The sequence below is a fragment of the Streptomyces sp. NPDC096193 genome (genome assembly GCF_040302905.1).
Lineage (GTDB): Bacteria > Actinomycetota > Actinomycetes > Streptomycetales > Streptomycetaceae > Streptomyces.
The window spans coordinates 90,990-106,158 of record NZ_JBEOSJ010000021.1; the positions used below are offsets into that span (position 1 = coordinate 90,990).

At 71.1% G+C, this 15,169-nt stretch carries 11 protein-coding genes and 1 tRNA gene; 8 read left to right on the plus strand and 4 right to left on the minus strand.

What is annotated here, in order from left to right; all coding sequences use genetic code 11:
- Positions 1–46: 46 nt before the first annotated feature.
- The gene (locus ABTX78_RS26665; RefSeq protein ID WP_352209322.1) at positions 47–424 is read left to right on the plus strand and encodes a HEAT repeat domain-containing protein; all 378 of its coding nucleotides are present in this window, start codon (positions 47–49) and stop codon (positions 422–424) included.
- Here the strand turns inward: ABTX78_RS26665 and ABTX78_RS26670 are convergent.
- Positions 411–2,159 (minus strand): glycoside hydrolase family 35 protein, encoded by a 1,749-nt coding sequence (locus ABTX78_RS26670; protein ID WP_352209323.1) that lies wholly within the window; start codon positions 2,157–2,159, stop codon positions 411–413. The genes ABTX78_RS26665 and ABTX78_RS26670 overlap by 14 nt on opposite strands.
- 132 nt (positions 2,160–2,291) lie before the next feature.
- On the opposite strand from ABTX78_RS26670, the gene ABTX78_RS26675 reads away from it, so the two are divergent.
- The 5 genes from ABTX78_RS26675 (at position 2,292) to ABTX78_RS26695 (ending at position 9,826) form a co-directional block, all read left to right on the plus strand.
- Complete coding sequence (locus ABTX78_RS26675) at positions 2,292–3,170, plus strand: helix-turn-helix domain-containing protein (protein WP_352209324.1); 879 nt, start codon at positions 2,292–2,294, stop codon at positions 3,168–3,170.
- Between the two features lie 20 nt (positions 3,171–3,190).
- Entirely contained in the window at positions 3,191–3,517 is a 327-nt protein-coding gene (locus tag ABTX78_RS26680; RefSeq protein ID WP_352209368.1) for a chorismate mutase, read from the plus strand.
- A gap of 272 nt (positions 3,518–3,789) precedes the next feature.
- Positions 3,790–6,279, plus strand: coding sequence for an aminopeptidase N (gene pepN / locus ABTX78_RS26685; RefSeq protein ID WP_352209325.1), 2,490 nt, complete (start codon positions 3,790–3,792; stop codon positions 6,277–6,279).
- Positions 6,280–7,013: 734 nt separating this feature from the next.
- The gene (locus tag ABTX78_RS26690; RefSeq protein WP_352209326.1) at positions 7,014–8,387 is read left to right on the plus strand and encodes a pyridoxal phosphate-dependent decarboxylase family protein; all 1,374 of its coding nucleotides are present in this window, start codon (positions 7,014–7,016) and stop codon (positions 8,385–8,387) included.
- Positions 8,384–9,826, plus strand: a complete 1,443-nt coding sequence (locus ABTX78_RS26695) for a lysine N(6)-hydroxylase/L-ornithine N(5)-oxygenase family protein (protein ID WP_352209327.1) — start codon at positions 8,384–8,386, stop codon at positions 9,824–9,826. The genes ABTX78_RS26690 and ABTX78_RS26695 overlap by 4 nt, the downstream gene beginning before the upstream one ends.
- A 38-nt stretch (positions 9,827–9,864) precedes the next feature.
- Here ABTX78_RS26695 and ABTX78_RS26700 read toward each other — a convergent pair whose 3' ends face one another.
- On the minus strand, positions 9,865–11,664 hold the full coding sequence (locus tag ABTX78_RS26700; protein WP_352209328.1) for a bifunctional metallophosphatase/5'-nucleotidase: 1,800 nt from the start codon (positions 11,662–11,664) through the stop codon (positions 9,865–9,867).
- 178 nt (positions 11,665–11,842) lie between these two features.
- On the opposite strand from ABTX78_RS26700, the gene ABTX78_RS26705 reads away from it, so the two are divergent.
- Together ABTX78_RS26705 and pyk are read left to right on the plus strand one after the other, a co-directional pair.
- Positions 11,843–12,556, plus strand: coding sequence for an SIMPL domain-containing protein (locus tag ABTX78_RS26705; protein ID WP_352209329.1), 714 nt, complete (start codon positions 11,843–11,845; stop codon positions 12,554–12,556).
- A 145-nt stretch (positions 12,557–12,701) separates the two neighbouring features.
- Entirely contained in the window at positions 12,702–14,135 is a 1,434-nt protein-coding gene (pyk, locus tag ABTX78_RS26710; protein WP_352209330.1) for a pyruvate kinase, read from the plus strand.
- Between the two features lie 30 nt (positions 14,136–14,165).
- On the opposite strand, the gene ABTX78_RS26715 is transcribed toward pyk, so the two are convergent.
- Together ABTX78_RS26715 and ABTX78_RS26720 are read right to left on the minus strand one after the other, a co-directional pair.
- The gene (locus tag ABTX78_RS26715; RefSeq protein WP_352209331.1) at positions 14,166–14,936 is read right to left on the minus strand and encodes a helix-turn-helix domain-containing protein; all 771 of its coding nucleotides are present in this window, start codon (positions 14,934–14,936) and stop codon (positions 14,166–14,168) included.
- A 108-nt stretch (positions 14,937–15,044) separates the two neighbouring features.
- Positions 15,045–15,119, minus strand: a tRNA-Leu gene (locus ABTX78_RS26720).
- Positions 15,120–15,169 lie beyond the last annotated feature (50 nt).

Below are 15,169 nucleotides of genomic sequence, written 5' to 3' on the forward strand. Positions count from 1 at the left end.
CGTTCCGTCCGAGGAACCCACCGAGGAGGACCGCGGACTGCGGGAGGTGATCGGCGCACTGCTGGAGCACCCCCGCACCAAGGTCCGTCTCCAGGCCTACCGGACCTCGCGGGCGGTCTTCGACCGCGAGACCCATCTCGGACAGGTGTCGGTCCTGCTGCACGACCCGCAGCCGGACGTACGGCGCATGGCGATCCGGGCCGTGTGCCATGCGCGCTGGACGTCCGCGATCCCGGTGGTGACCGGACTGCTCGAACACCCGCATCCCGTCGTCCGCACGGCTGCCGCCGACGGGCTCACCCTGTGGGGCACCCCCGCCGTCCCCGCCCTCCGGCACGCCCTGGACCACGCACGCCCCGACCGACGCTCCGTCTACCAGGACGTTCTAGACCGCATCACCGGCCAGGACGTCACACCGGGCTGAACGACCCGGCGGGCGCTCCCGCCCCCTCCAGCTCCAGCACCCACACCTCGTTCGCCCCCGCCCGCAGCACCGGCCCGGGGACGAAGAGCGAGTGCTGCGGCCCCGCGGCCCAGTAGCGGCCGAGGCAGAAGCCGTTCACCCACACGAACCCCCGTGTCCAGCCCGGGAGTGCGAAACGCGCGTCCCCCTCGTGATCGACGAAGGCCGAGCCACGGTACAGACCCGCGGCACCCGCCTCGGCCGCCCGGAACGGCACCTTCGCGACCGCGGCGGCACCGAACGCGTCCAGCCGCAGCCCGCACGCCCGCACCCCGTGCAGATACTGGCGCTCGTGCAGCACCCCGCCGGTGATCCCCTTCGGCTCGCCCGTCCGCGGCCCGTAGTTGACCCGCCCCAGCGACTCCACCCACAGGTCCACGTCAGCGGGCCCCGCCACCGGCGCCGCCAGCGCCTCGTCCTCCCCGCCCAGCACCCCCGCCGGGGCCCCGTCGACGTGCACGACGGCCCGGTCACGCAGCCCCGCCACGCGCAGCGGGTACGGCCGGCGGGGCCCCGGAATCCGTACGCGGTAGCGGACCAGGCCGCGGTCCACGCCCAGTTCCTCGAAGGTGGGCGGCACGGGACCCTCGCTCTCCTCGTCGCCGAGCACCTCCAGGACGTCACCGAGCGGCGCCCAGCCGTCGAACTCCGCTACCACCGCGGCGCCCAGTACGGCGGGATCCGGCGGCACATCGGGCAACGGGCCGTCCCCGTAAGGCTCCAGGACCTCGCGGAACCGCCAGAACTTCTCCGTGGGACGGCCCGTCTCGTCGATCGGGGCGTCGTAGTCGTAGGAGGTGACGGTCGGTTCGAGCACCTGGTCCTGGAGTTCGCCCGAGCGATTCGCCCCCGCCCAGCCGGCGAAGCTCGTACCGCCGTGCGCCATGTACACATTGACCGAGGCCCCCGCGTCCAGGATCTCCCGCAGCGCCCCGGCCGCATCCGCCGGATCGCGTACGCAGTGGTCCTCGCCCCAGTGGTCGAACCAGCCGCACCAGAACTCCATGCACATCAGCGGTCCGCCGGGGCGGTGACGGCGCAGGGTCGCGAAGGCCTCGCGTGCCCTGGACCCGAAGTTCACCGTCGCGAGCACACCCGGCACCGAGCCGCCGGTGAGCATGTGGTCCTCGGGCCCGTCGGACGTGAACAACGGCACGGTCACCCCGCAGCCCCCGAGCAGGTCCACGAGATGGCGCAGATAGCCGCGGTCGGTGCCGTAACTGCCGTACTCGTTCTCGGCCTGCACCATGATCACCGGGCCGCCGCGGTCCGCCTGCCGCGCCACGACCTGCGGAAGCAGCCGGGTGAACCAGCGCTCCACATGCCCCAGATACTCGGCGTCGTCGGTGCGCACCCGCCGGCCGAGGCGACCCGTCAGCCAGTGCGGCAGCCCGCCGTTCTCCCACTCGGCACAGATGTACGGCCCCGGCCGCACGATCGCCCACAGTCCCGCCCGGTGCGCCGCGTCCAGGAACCGTCCCAGCGCCTCCGGGTCGGCATAGCGGCCCGGCGCCGGCTCGTGGAGGTTCCACGGGACGTACGTCTCCACACAGTTGAGGCCCATCGCCCGCAGCATCGCCAGCCGGTGGTCCCAGTGCCCCTCGTGCACCCGGAAGTAGTGGAGCGCTCCCGACAGCAGCCGCACCGGCCGCCCGTCCAGCAGAAAATCCTCGTCACCGACCGTGAACTCCGTCACGTCCCACCCCTCGCCCGATCACCCCGCCCGGCTCACCATCGCCCCCTGGCGGCGAAGGAATCCATGGACAAAGATCGGCGCTGGTTGGACGCACGCGCAGGCTGATGGCGGCCAGGGAGAGGACGAAAGCGGATGTACCACACCTGGATGCGCTATTTCACGCCCGGCGACGTGCACCAGCGGCTCGGCCTGGTCTGCCTCGGCGTCGGACTCCAGCACGGCCTGCTGCCCACCGTCGGGCCCCGCACCCTGGACCACCACGTGGCCGTCGTGATCAGCGCGGGCAGCGGCTGGTTCCGCGAACCGGACGGACAGCGCACGGCCGTCACCGCGCCCGCCCTGCTGTGGCTCACACCCGGAGTGCCCCACCACTACGGCCCCGACCCGGCGGGCGGCTGGGACGAGAGCTTCGTCGACTTCTCCGGCCCCGCCACCGCCACCTACACCGAACTCGGCTACATCGAACCCGACCGGCCGGTCGTTCCGCTCTGCGACACCGCCGCCCCGCGCGCCGCCGTGGGTCGCATCGCCCGGGCCGCCCGCCGCGGCAATCCGCTCCTGGAGGTCGAGACCGGCGCCGCCGTGCACGAACTCCTCGTCGCCCTGCGCCGCGCCCGCGCCGACACCAACGCCGAGGGCGACCCCGTACTCGGCGCGCTCGCCCGCGACGCTTTCCAGCCGCTGTCGGTCGCCGAGCACGCGGCCCGCCACGGCATGACCCCCGCGGAGCTGCGCGCCGCCGTGCGCCGGGGCGCCGGGTGCAGCCCCAAGGACTACCTCCTCGGCATCCGGCTGGGCCGGGCCAAGGAACTGCTCGTGGCGACCGAACTCCCCGTCGCCGCCGTCGCCCGCCGCGTCGGCTACGAGGACCCGGCCTACTTCTCCCGGCTGTTCACCCGACGTGTCGGAGCCGCGCCCGTCCGCTTCCGCGCCCAGCAGGGACGCGCCGTCCCGGGCGGCTGGAGCAACCGCGTCCCGGACCCCGAACACCCCCCGACGATCTCCACGTGATCGTCGTAAGCTCGCTGACCATGACCACCAGGGACATCGACGAGAACGTGCGGGCCGAGCTCAACCGTCTGCGCGAGAGCATCGACAACATCGACGCGGCCGTCGTCCACATGCTCGCCGAACGCTTCAAGTGCACCCAGCAGGTGGGCCGGCTCAAGGCCCAGCACCATCTGCCGCCCGCCGACCCGGACCGTGAGGCCCGCCAGATCGAGCGGCTGCGCCAGCTCGCGGAGAGCGCCAGGCTGGACCCCGCGTTCGCCGAGAAGCTGCTGAACTTCATCATCGCCGAGGTGATCCGCCACCACGAGACGATCGCCGCCGACCCGGACGCGGCGCCGTGCGGATGACCTGAGACGACCGCCACCGACCCGGACGCGGCGCCGCGCGGACGCCCCCGGGGCAGGCGCCACCCACGGGGATGTCGCGCCGCGCGGATGACCTGAGACGGGCGCCACCGACCCGGATGCCGCGCCGCGCAGACGTCCTGAGACAGGCGCGGCGCCCCCGACGCCGTACCGCGGAGAGACCACCGGAGGATTGCGCATCGCGCGGGGCGTGCGCTCTCAGCGCAACCGATACCCCGTGTGCGGGAGCGGACCCATCAGGCAGCATGGCCCCCATGTCCGTCCTGACGCGCGACGAAGCGCAGACCCGTGCCCAGTTCCTCGACGTCCACCGGTACACGATCGACCTCGATCTGACCACCGGGGAGGAGACCTTCGACTCCCGTACCGTCATCCACTTCACCGCGCGGGCGGACGGGGACACCTTCGTCGAGATCAAGCCGGACGTGCTGCGCTCCGTCACCCTGGACGGGCAGCCGATCGACCCCGAGACGCTCACCGGCAACCGGCTCGCGCTGCGCGGCCTGAGCGCCGGCGAGCACGAGCTGAACATCGACGCGAGCATGCGCTACTCCCGCACCGGTGAGGGCATGCACCGCTTCACCGACCCCACCGACGGCGAGACCTACGTCTACACCCAGCTGTTCATGGAGGACGTCCAGCGCGTCTTCCCGGCCTTCGACCAGCCCGACCTCAAGGCCGTCTTCGACATGTCCGTCACCGCGCCCGCCGGCTGGAAGGTCCTCGGCAACTCCATCGCCACCGACCTCGGCGACGGACGCTGGACCTGCGCCCCCACCCCGCCGCTGGCCACCTACTTCGTCGCCGTCGCCGCGGGCCCCTGGCACTCCGTCCTGACCGAGCACGCGGGACTGCCCTTCGGCATACACTGCCGGCGTTCGCTCGCCCCCTACCTGGACGCGGACGCCGACGAGATCTTCGAGATCACCCGCCAGTGCTACGACCGGTACCACGAGAAGTTCGAGGAGCCGTACCCCTTCGACTCCTACGACCAGGCCTTCGTGCCCGAGTTCAACGCCGGGGCGATGGAGAACCCGGGACTCGTCACCTTCCGCGACGAGTTCGTCTACCGCTCCGCCGTCACCGAAACCGAGCGGCAGACCCGCGCCATGGTCATCGCCCACGAGATGGCGCACATGTGGTTCGGCGACCTGGTCACCCTGCGCTGGTGGGACGACATCTGGCTGAACGAGTCCTTCGCCGAGTACATGGGCTACCAGACCCTCACCGAGGCCACCCGCTTCACCGACACCTGGGTCGACTTCGGCATCGGCCGCAAGTCCTGGGGCTACGACGCCGACCAGCGGCCCTCCACGCACCCCGTCGCACCCGACCCGGACGCCGTCCCCGACACCGCGTCCGCGATGCTCAACTTCGACGGCATCTCCTACGCCAAGGGCGCGTCCGCGCTGCGCCAGCTGGTGACCTGGATGGGCGAGAAGGACTTCCTCGCCGGCATCAACACCCACTTCACCCGTCACAAGTTCGGCAACGCCACCCTCGCCGACTTCATCGACTCCCTCGCCCAGGCCACCGACCGCGACGTGCACGGCTGGGCCGAGTCCTGGCTGCGGACGACCGGCGTCGACACGCTCACCTCGACCGTGACCGACGCGAACGGCACCTGGTCGCTCGCCGTCGCCCAGGACGGCAACCGCCCGCACCGCATCGCCGTCGGCGCGTACGACGCCGACCCCGTGGACGCGTCCGCCCTCGTCCTGCGCGACCGCTTCGAACTGGACGTCCCGCACAGCGAGAACGGCTCCCGCCCCGGCCGGCGCCCGGCCCTCGTCGTCCTCAACGACGGCGACGCCAGTTACGCCAAAATCCGTCTCGACCCCGCCTCCTGGGACACCGCCGTCCGCTCGCTGTCCGCCGTCCCGGACCCGCTGACCCGCACCGTCGTGTGGAACGCGGCCCGTGACATGGTCCGCGACGGCGACCTCGCCCCGGCCGCCTATCTGGAGGCCGCCCGCGCACACCTGCCGCGCGAGTCGGACCTCGCCGTGGTGCAGGGCGTGCTCGCGTTCGCCGCCACCCAGATCGCCGACCGCCTCTCGCCCGCGGACGAGCGCCCGGCGGCGCTCAGCGCCATCAGGAACATCTGCCGCGACCTGCTGCGCCGCACCGAGGACGGCAGCGACGCCGGACTGCGGCTGACAGCCGTACGCCACTTCATCGACGCGGCCGCCCAGCCCGAGACGATCCAGGAGTGGCTCGCCGACGGCAGCGTGCCCGGCGGACCGGAACTCGACCCGGAGCTGCGCTGGCGCATCCTCTACCGTCTCGCCGTCCTCGGTGAGACGGACGAGAAGGCGATCGCGGCCGAACTGGACCGCGACCCGAGCGCGACGGGCCAGGAGGGCGCGGCCCGCTGCCGCGCCGCGCTGCCCACCCCGGAGGCGAAGGAGGCCGCGTGGGAGGGGCTGTTCATCTCCGACTCGCTCTCCAACTACCTCTTCACCGCCACGGCGCAGGGCTTCTGGCAGCCGGAACAGGCCGACCTGGTACGGGAGTACGTGGCCCGGTACTTCGACGACGCGGTGGCACTGGCCGGCCGCCGCGGCCCGGCGATAGCGGAGGCGGCGGGCCGGTGGGCGTTCCCGCTCCACGCCGTCGACGCACAGACGCTGGAACTGGGTGAACGCTGCCTGCGCGACGCGGACATGATCCCGGCCCTGCGCCGCAAGCTTGCGGACCAGCTGGACGATCTGCGCAGGGCGCTGTCGGTGCAGGAGGGTTAGGGGACAGGCCGGGGGCGCGCTGCGGGGCGCGCCCGCACCCATTGTCCGGTGGCGCGTTGATGCCCGGGGCGAAGCTCCGCCTGATGAACCCAGGTGTGGCGGTGGCGGGTTGGCGCTCGAGTGCGCCCAATCTGCCCCGCAAGCCCCAGCGCCTGGTGGCGGGTCGACGGGTGCGGGTGCCCACGCTGCCCCATAGGGCCTCAGCCCCGCGGGTCCCGGCGAACCCCACCGCCAGGCCACCGGTTGTTACGCACCGCCGCCTCCCGCTGCCCCTCATTCCGGTCGCGGGTGCCGCCCACGCTGCCCCGTTTGGACCCCAGTACCGCGGGTCCCGGCGAACCCCCGCCCCCGCCCCCGCCCCCGGCCGCCGGCCGCACAGCCGCACCCTGCAGACCTCCTCGTCCCGGTCGCGGGTGACCTTCGACGGTCGCGGGTGCCGCCCATGCTGCCCCGCACGCCCCTTCAGACCTACCCGCCCCACCAGCCCCGGTTGACGCGGAGGCGCCGGCCCCAAACACCCGCGCCCGGCCACCGGTTGAACCCCGCCCCGCACCCCGGCGCGCGGACAAGCCGCCGAACACCACCGGCACGCCGCCGGGCGCGGCCCCCCGGCCGCACCCCCGCGCCCTCACCTTCCCCGCGCGCCAATACCCCTTGCCCGTCCCCGTCGTTGAGCATCGTGCGCACCTTCATCCCCCGGGGTGACCAGCCCGGCGACACCCGAAGGACCCTCCATGAGTACGCCGCTTCTCGCGGGAGGAACCACAGGTCCCGACGCCCTGCGACCACTGGTCGACATCGTGCTCGACGCGCTCCGGGACGGTGCCGCGGACCGGGATGGGCCCTTGTCGCCCGGCGGGCCCGGGCCGGTTGCCGCGCGGCTGCGGGAGGCCGCGGGGTCCGTTCTCCCCGAGCAGGGCACCGGCGCCGTGAAGGCGCTGCGCAGCCTCGTACGCGCCCTCACGCACGGCGCCGCCGACCCCGCGGATCCCCTGTGCGCGGCGCATCTGCACACCCCGCCCCTCGCTCTCGCCGTCGCCGCCGATCTCGCCGCCTCCGCGCTCAATCCCTCCATGGACTCCTGGGACCAGGCACCCGCCGCCTCGGAGCTGGAGACCGCCGTCGCCCGCGCACTCGCGCACGAGGTCTATCCCGAGGCGTCCGCCCCCGACGCCCTGTTCACCACCGGCGGCACGGAGTCCAACAGGCTCGGGCTGCTCCTCGCCCGCGAACGGCACGGCGCGGTCCAGGTGATCTGCGGCGCCGCCACCCACCACTCCGTGCACCGGGCCGCCTGGCTGCTCGGACTGCCCGAGCCGGTCGTCGTCCCCGCCGGATCCGGTGTGCTCGACCCCGCCGGTCTCGACGAGGCACTCACCGATCTCCCGGCACCCTGCCTCGTCGTCGCCACCGCCGGCACCACCGACACCGGGCGAATCGATCCTCTGCACGAGATCGCCGACCTCTGCGTGCGCCACGGCGCCGAACTCCACGTCGATGCGGCCTACGGCGGTCCGCTGCTGTTCAGCGACCGGCACCGGGGCCTGCTGGCCGGCCTGGAGCGCGCCGACTCCGTCACATTCGACCTGCACAAACTCGGCTGGCAGCCCGTCGCCGCCGGGGTGTTCGCGGTGTCCGACCGGTCCCGTCTCGGACCGCTCGGCGTCCGGGCCGAGTACCTCAACGCCGACGACGACACCGAGGCCGGACTGCCCGACCTGCTCGACCGTTCGCTGAGCACGACACGGCGGCCCGACGTCCTCAAGGTCGCCGTCACGCTCAAAGCCCTCGGCCGCGCCGGACTCGGCGAACTCGTCGACCGCACCTGCGCCGTCGCCGCTCAGCTCGCGGACCTCGTCGACCAGCACCCCGGCCTGGAGCTCTACGACCGGCCCGCCCTCTCGACAGTGCTGTTCCGGCCCGTCGCGGCCGACGACGAGCAGACCGCGCAGATCCGCCGCCTCCTGCTCACCCAAGGCCGTGCCGTGCTCGGCCGCGCCCGCGCCGACGGCCGCCTCTGGCTCAAAGCCACCCTCCTGAACCCGCACGCCACAACCGGCGACCTGGAAAAACTGCTCGAACTCGTGGAAGGCAGCACCCACAGATGACCGGTACGCCCGCACCCGAACCGTCCCACGACTCCGAGGGGACCTGGGGGGCCACCCAGCCCCTCGACCTCGTGGGCATCGGCATCGGCCCGTTCAACCTGTCCCTCGCGGCCCTCGCCGACGGCGTCCACGGCGGACTCACCACCGCCTTCTACGAACAGCGGCCCTCCTTCAGCTGGCACCCCGGCCTGCTGATCGAGGGCGCCACCCTCCAGGTCCCCTTCCTCGCCGACCTGGTGACCCTCGCCGACCCGGCGAGCCCCTGGAGCTTCCTGAACTATCTGCGCGCCCGCGAGCGGCTGTTCCCCTTCTACTTCGCCGAGAAGTTCCACATCCAGCGTGCCGAGTACGACGCCTACTGCCGCTGGGTCAGCGACAACCTCCCCGGCCTGCACTTCGGCCATCAGATCGACGCCGTCCGCTGGAACCCCGAACGCGCTCTGTTCGAGGTCGACTTCACCCAGCTCGATGCCGACGGCGAGGCCGAGGCACTCGGCCGCAGCTACGCCCGCAGCATCGTCCTCGGCGTCGGCACCGAACCGTACGTCCCCGAACCGCTGCGCCCGCTCACCGAAGCCCCCGCCGTCCCCGTGATCCACTCCGCGGACTACCTCGACCACCGGGAACGGCTGCTGGAGGCCGAACACATCACGATCATCGGCTCCGGACAGTCGGGCGCCGAGGTCTTCCTCGATCTGCTGCGGGCCCGCCCCGCCGGCGCGGAGAAGCTCCACTGGCTGGCCCGCACCGAGGCGTTCGCGCCCATGGAGTACTCCAAACTCGGCCTGGAGCACTTCACCCCCGACTACACCCGCTACTTCCACGCCCTGCCCGAGCAGACCCGCGACCGGCTCGTCCCTCAGCAGTGGCAGCTCCACAAGGGCATCGACAGCGACACCATCGCGGCCATCCACGAGGAGCTCTACCGCCGGACCCTCCACGGCGGCTGGCCCGATGCCGTCCTGACCCCCGGTGTCGGCGTCCGCACCGCGGGCCGGGTCGCCACCACCAAGGTCGAACTCCATCTGGAACACGTCCAGCAGGGCACCCGCTCCCGCCTCACCACCGACGCCGTCGTCCTGGCCACGGGCTACCGCGAGCGTTCCGTCGACCGGATGCTCGCCGGACTGGACCCGTACGTCTCCCGCGACGCCTCCGGCCGGCCGCGCGTCGACGCCGAGTTCAAGCTCGTCCTGGACGAATCGGTGACCGGCTCGGTGTACGTGCAGAACGCCGAGAAGCACAGCCACGGCATCGGCGCGCCCGACCTCGGTCTCGCCGCCTGGCGCAGCGCCGGCATCCTCAACTCCCTGACCGGCAAGGAGCCCTACCCCATGCCCCGGCGCACGGCCTTCACCAGCTTCGGCCTGGAACGCCGGGAGGCGCCCAGGGTCCCCGGGCAGGCGATGGCACTCACGCCCCTCGCCCAGGGAAACTGAACGCCTCCTGTGACGTCCTGTCACGCGGACGCGAGCGGTCAGAAGACCGGAGTGCCCTCACGCGTCAGCTTCCAGCCCACCGACGCGAACTGGGCCGGGTCCACCGTGCCCTTCGCCGTCACCCAGGTGATGATCGTGTTGCGGATCTCCTCCGAGTTCGCCCACAGCTGCTGGGAGCCCGCCACATGCGGGAAGTTGCCGCCGCCGCTCGCCCGGTAGTTGTTCACGGCGAGCACGAACCGCGCGGCCGGGTCGATCGGCTTGCCGTCGAAAGACAGCGCGGCGATCCGCGAACCCGCCGGCTTCGCGATGTCGATCTCGTACGTCAGACCCGAGATCGCGTCGTAGTTGTAGTCCGGCGTGTTGTCGGCGTTCGTCAGCTTGGCCGTGTCCACCGGGCCGCCCGCCGGCGTCTGCACGTAGTACCGCGCCGAGAACTCCAGATAATCCTTCAGCTGCGTGCCCGTGAGCAGCCGCGCCTCCAGGGTGTTCTCGAACGGGTACAGCCCGGCGGCGTCCTTGATGGTCACCTCGCCGGCCGGGATCGCCGCGGTCCGCGAGAAGCAGGACGCCTGCGAGAGCACCGGCAACGCCGCCCACTGACCGCCGGCCAGCGCCGCCTTCACCGTCTCCTGCTGGACGTGATTGATCAGATCGATGATCGGCTCGTCCTTCCACGGCGCATCGGCCGTGGTCATCGCGGTGACGGAGGTGCCGATGACCTGGTTGACGTACGCGACGACCTTCTTGTGCTCGTCACCGAGCAGCCGGGTGATCTCCGGGTCCTCCTCGACGGTGTTCGAGTTCAGCACCTGGGCGCCGACCTTCTCCACCGTCCAGCGGCCCTTGCCCCACACCAGGTCGAAGTCGAACAGGGTGAGCCGCTGGCCCCACTTCAGCGGCTCGGAGAGCACCACCTTCGCACCCGTCTCCTTGTTGGTGACGAAGTACTCGGCGATCTCGGTGTGCGCGTGACCGACGAGGATCGCGTCGATACCGGGCACCTGCTCGGCGACCAGACCGGCCGCGTTCTCGATGTGCGGCAGCTGGTCACCGTAGGACGAGGTGCCGCTGGAGCCCGAGTGGGCGGAGACGATGACGACGTCCGCGCCCATGGAACGCAGCTTCGGCACCCACTTGGCGGCCTGCTCCTCCAGACCCGGGAAGACCATCTTGCCCTGCACATTGGCCTTGTCCCAGATGGCGATACCCGGGTTGGTGAGCCCGAGGACCGCGACCCTGACGTCCCGGCCGCACGGCGTGGACATCCGGTGCATGCTGTACGGCGCGAACGCCGGGCGCAGCGTCTTGGCGTCCAGCGCGTTGGCGCCGAGCAGCGGGAAGCGGCACTGCTCCTCGAACTTGCGCAGCACCGGGATGCCGTAGTTGAACTCGTGGTTGCCGAGCGCCGCCGCGTCGTAGTCGATCGCGTTCATGGCCTGCGCCATGGGGTGCACCGGGCCGCGCCTGGCGGTGATCGGGTCGACCTTGGCGTAGTAGTACGACAGCTGGGTGCCCTGGATGGTGTCACCGGCGTCGATGAGCAGCGTGTTGCGCCGGCCCTTCTCCTCGCGGATCCGGTTCACCAGCGTGGAGATCTTCGCCAGGCCGACATCGTTGTGCGCCTTGTCGTCGAACTCCTTGTCGGTGAAGTAGTCCCAGTTGAAGACATTGCCGTGCAGATCGGTGGTGCCCATGACGGTGAACGAGTACCGCTTCGGCGGACGACCGGAGGCGCGCTCGTCGGCCGCGGCGGGCACGGCGGCACTGCCGGCGACGGCCACTCCGGCCCCGGCGGCGGCGGATCGCTCCAGGAAAGTCCTACGGTTCAGCGGCATTTCGTATCCCTCGTTCTCTCGGACCACAGGCAACAACGCGCGTAGATTCTGGCCCAGGGGCGGTGTCGGGCGACACCCCCCCGCGGGTTGCGATCTGGTGTCCGCCGGACGTACCACCCGGGATGCGAGAGTGTCGGACACGTCCGCCGGCACGACCACGCCGTACGAGGGAGCCACCGTGACCACCGACGCACCGCCCACCGCCGCGCCGTACGGCACCCCCGAGACCCCGCGGGTAGCCGTACGCGGCGAGGCCCGCCTGGAGTTCGACCCCGAGATCGCGCGGATCGGCGTCGCCGTGAGCGCACGCGGCACCGACCGGCGTACCGCACTCGACGACCTCACCCACCGCAACACAGCGGTCCTCGACCTCATCAAGTCCTACGGCGACGCCGTGGAGAAACTGGAGACCGGCGCCTTCTCCATCACCCCCGAACTCACCCGGCACGGCCGCGCCGAACGCATCCGCGCCTACCACGGCCGGGTGCACATCACGGCCGAACTCTCCGACTTCACCGCGCTCGGCGAACTCACCACCCGCCTCGCCGATCTCGAACTCACCCGGGTGGACGGACCCTGGTGGGCGCTGCGCCCCGACTCACCCGCCCACGGCGAAGCCCGCCGACAGGCGGTGCTCGAAGCCGTCCAGCGCGCCCGGGAGTACGCGGAGGCCCTCGGCGCACGACTCGCCGCGCTGGTGGAACTCGCCGACCTCGGAGCCGAGAACGCCGTCGGCTACGGAGTGCCACCGGCCCCGGGCGGAATGCGCATGGCCGCCTACGGAGCGGCCGACAGCGCCGAGATGGCCCCCGCCCTCGACCTCGAACCACAGCGGCAGACGGTCTACGCGCAGGTCAACGCCCGCTTCACCATGACCCCGCCGGTACTGTGACGGCCGGGCGCACCGATCGGCGCAATTGCTCATCGGAGCGCCCCCGCGCACAATTCAACACTTGTCAATAAGCCTTCACGTAAAGGTTGTTGAGTAGTCATGCCCGACCAATTGTCTACCCGTCGGTAAGCTCTAGGCTCGAACCATGCGCCGAGCAAAAATCGTTTGTACTCTGGGGCCCGCCACCGACTCGTACGACCAGATCAAGGCACTGGTCGAAGCCGGAATGGACGTCGCCCGATTCAACCTCAGCCACGGCACCTACGCCGAGCACGAGGAGCGCTATCAGCGCGTACGCAAAGCGTCCGACGAAACGGGCCGCAGCGTCGGTGTCCTCGCCGACCTTCAAGGTCCGAAGATTCGCCTCGGACGCTTCGCCGAAGGTCCCGTACTGCTTGAACGCGGCGACGAATTCGTGATCACCGTCGAGCCGACGGAGGGCGACCGCCACGTCTGCGGCACCACCTACGACGGACTCGCCGCCGATGTCACCACGGGTGAGCGCATCCTCGTCGACGACGGCAAGGTCGCCCTCGAAGTGACGGCGGTCGACGGTCCCCGGGTCACGACCACCGTGATCGAGGGCGGCATGGTCTCCGACCACAAGGGCCTCAACCTCCCCGGCGTCGCCGTCTCCGTCCCCGCCCTGTCCGAGAAGGACATCGACGACCTCCGCTGGGCCCTGCGGATCGGCGCGGACATCATCGCTCTCTCCTTCGTCCGCAGCGGCAAGGACATCGAGGACGTCCACCGCATCATGGAGGAGGAGGGACGCCGGCTCCCGGTCATCGCCAAGGTGGAGAAGCCGCAGGCCGTCGACAACATCGACGACATCGTGGCCGCGTTCGACGGAATTATGGTCGCCCGCGGCGACCTGGGCGTCGAGATGCCGCTGGAGCAGGTGCCGATCGTCCAGAAGCGCGCGATCAAGCTGGCCAAGCGCAACGCGAAGCCCGTCATCGTGGCGACACAGATGCTGGACTCGATGATCGAGAACTCGCGCCCCACCCGCGCCGAGGCCTCCGACGTGGCCAACGCCGTCATCGACGGCACGGACGCCGTGATGCTGTCGGGCGAGACGAGCGTCGGCAAGTACGCGGTCGAGACGGTCCGCACCATGGGCCGCATCGTCGAGGCGGCCGAGGAGGACGTACTCGCCAAGGGCCTTCCGCCGCTGACCGACCGCAACAAGCCCCGCACCCAGGGCGGCGCGGTGGCGCGCGCGGCCGCCGAGATGGGCGACTTCCTGGGCGCCAAGTTCCTGGTCGCGTTCACCCAGTCGGGCGACACGGTCAGGCGACTCTCCCGCTACCGCTCCCCGATCCCCCTGCTGGCCTTCACCCCCGACCCGGCCACCCGCTCCCAGCTCAACCTCACCTGGGGAGTGGAGACCTTCCTCGGCCCGCACGTCGGCTCCACGGACGCGATGGTGGCCCAGGTCGACGAGGAGCTGCTGAAGATCGGCCGCTGCCGGAAGGGCGACATCGTGGTGATCACGGCGGGCTCACCGCCGGGTGTCGCGGGCTCCACGAACCTGGTGCGGGTGCACCACATCGGCGAGGACGACAGCCCGGCGTAGGTGACATGGGCCGGAGTGCGGGCGCGCTGCTCAGTACTTCGGCCCGATGTGGCGGTCCATGAGGGCGACGGATGCCCGGCGGGCGACAGAGATGTTCTGCGCGTCGCGCGACTGGTTCGCGGACTTCCAATCGACGCCGACCCTGTTCAGGGCGTCGGTGAAGAGTCCGACGATGTCGGTCGAGGTGTTGGTGAAGAAGTAGCGGGGGTACTCGTAGCGCTTGCGCTCGCCGTCGACGAGCCGGGTCGTCCAGTTGATGATCCGGCAACCGTCGGAGTGGACGAGCCCGCGTAGGAAGTCCCAGGTGTGCGCGTTCACGATCTCCTGCTGCCAGGGCTCGAGGGCGATCGCGCGCTGGTGCTTCCTGCCGGGGCCGTGCTGGGGGAACAGGCAGGGCCAGTGCTTGCTGTAGGCCGTCACGTACTGGCAGCCCTCGCTCCGCACACGCATCACCTTGTTGCCGGGGCGGACGGCCCGCATGCTCTCGGCGCAGAGATCGATGAGACCGGGCCAGGCATCGGCGCAGGCGATACGGAGGGAGTGCACGCCGGAGCGCAGCGAGCTGATGCAGCCGTCACCGAGGTAGAGCCCCAGGAGGTAGGAGTAGGCGGCAACTTCCGCGGGAGGCCCGGGAATGTCGGCACACCGCGGGCAGCGCGTGCTCTCGCCGGAAGGGGTGGGTCGCAGAAGCCAGGATCGTACGGTCGAGCGGGAAACACCGGTTTCCTTGCTGATGGAGTTCAGGCTTCGGCCCTGCGCAGCGAGTGTCAGCACCCGCCTGCGGCATTCGAGGTCGTACATACGACCGAGTTTGGCCGGGGTGCGGCGCCCTGGTGGCCGATCCGGGAACGGTCACACAATCGGGCTGAGAATCGCGATTCCCGCGTGACCTTGGAAGTGAAGGAAAAGTGCCCCGGGTCGGACTCGAACCGACACTGTATGGGTTTTGAATCCATTGCCTGCTGCCAATTGGGCTACCGGGGCTGGCGCAATCAAAGGTTACCCTCGACCACTGAACCCCCACCCTACCGCAG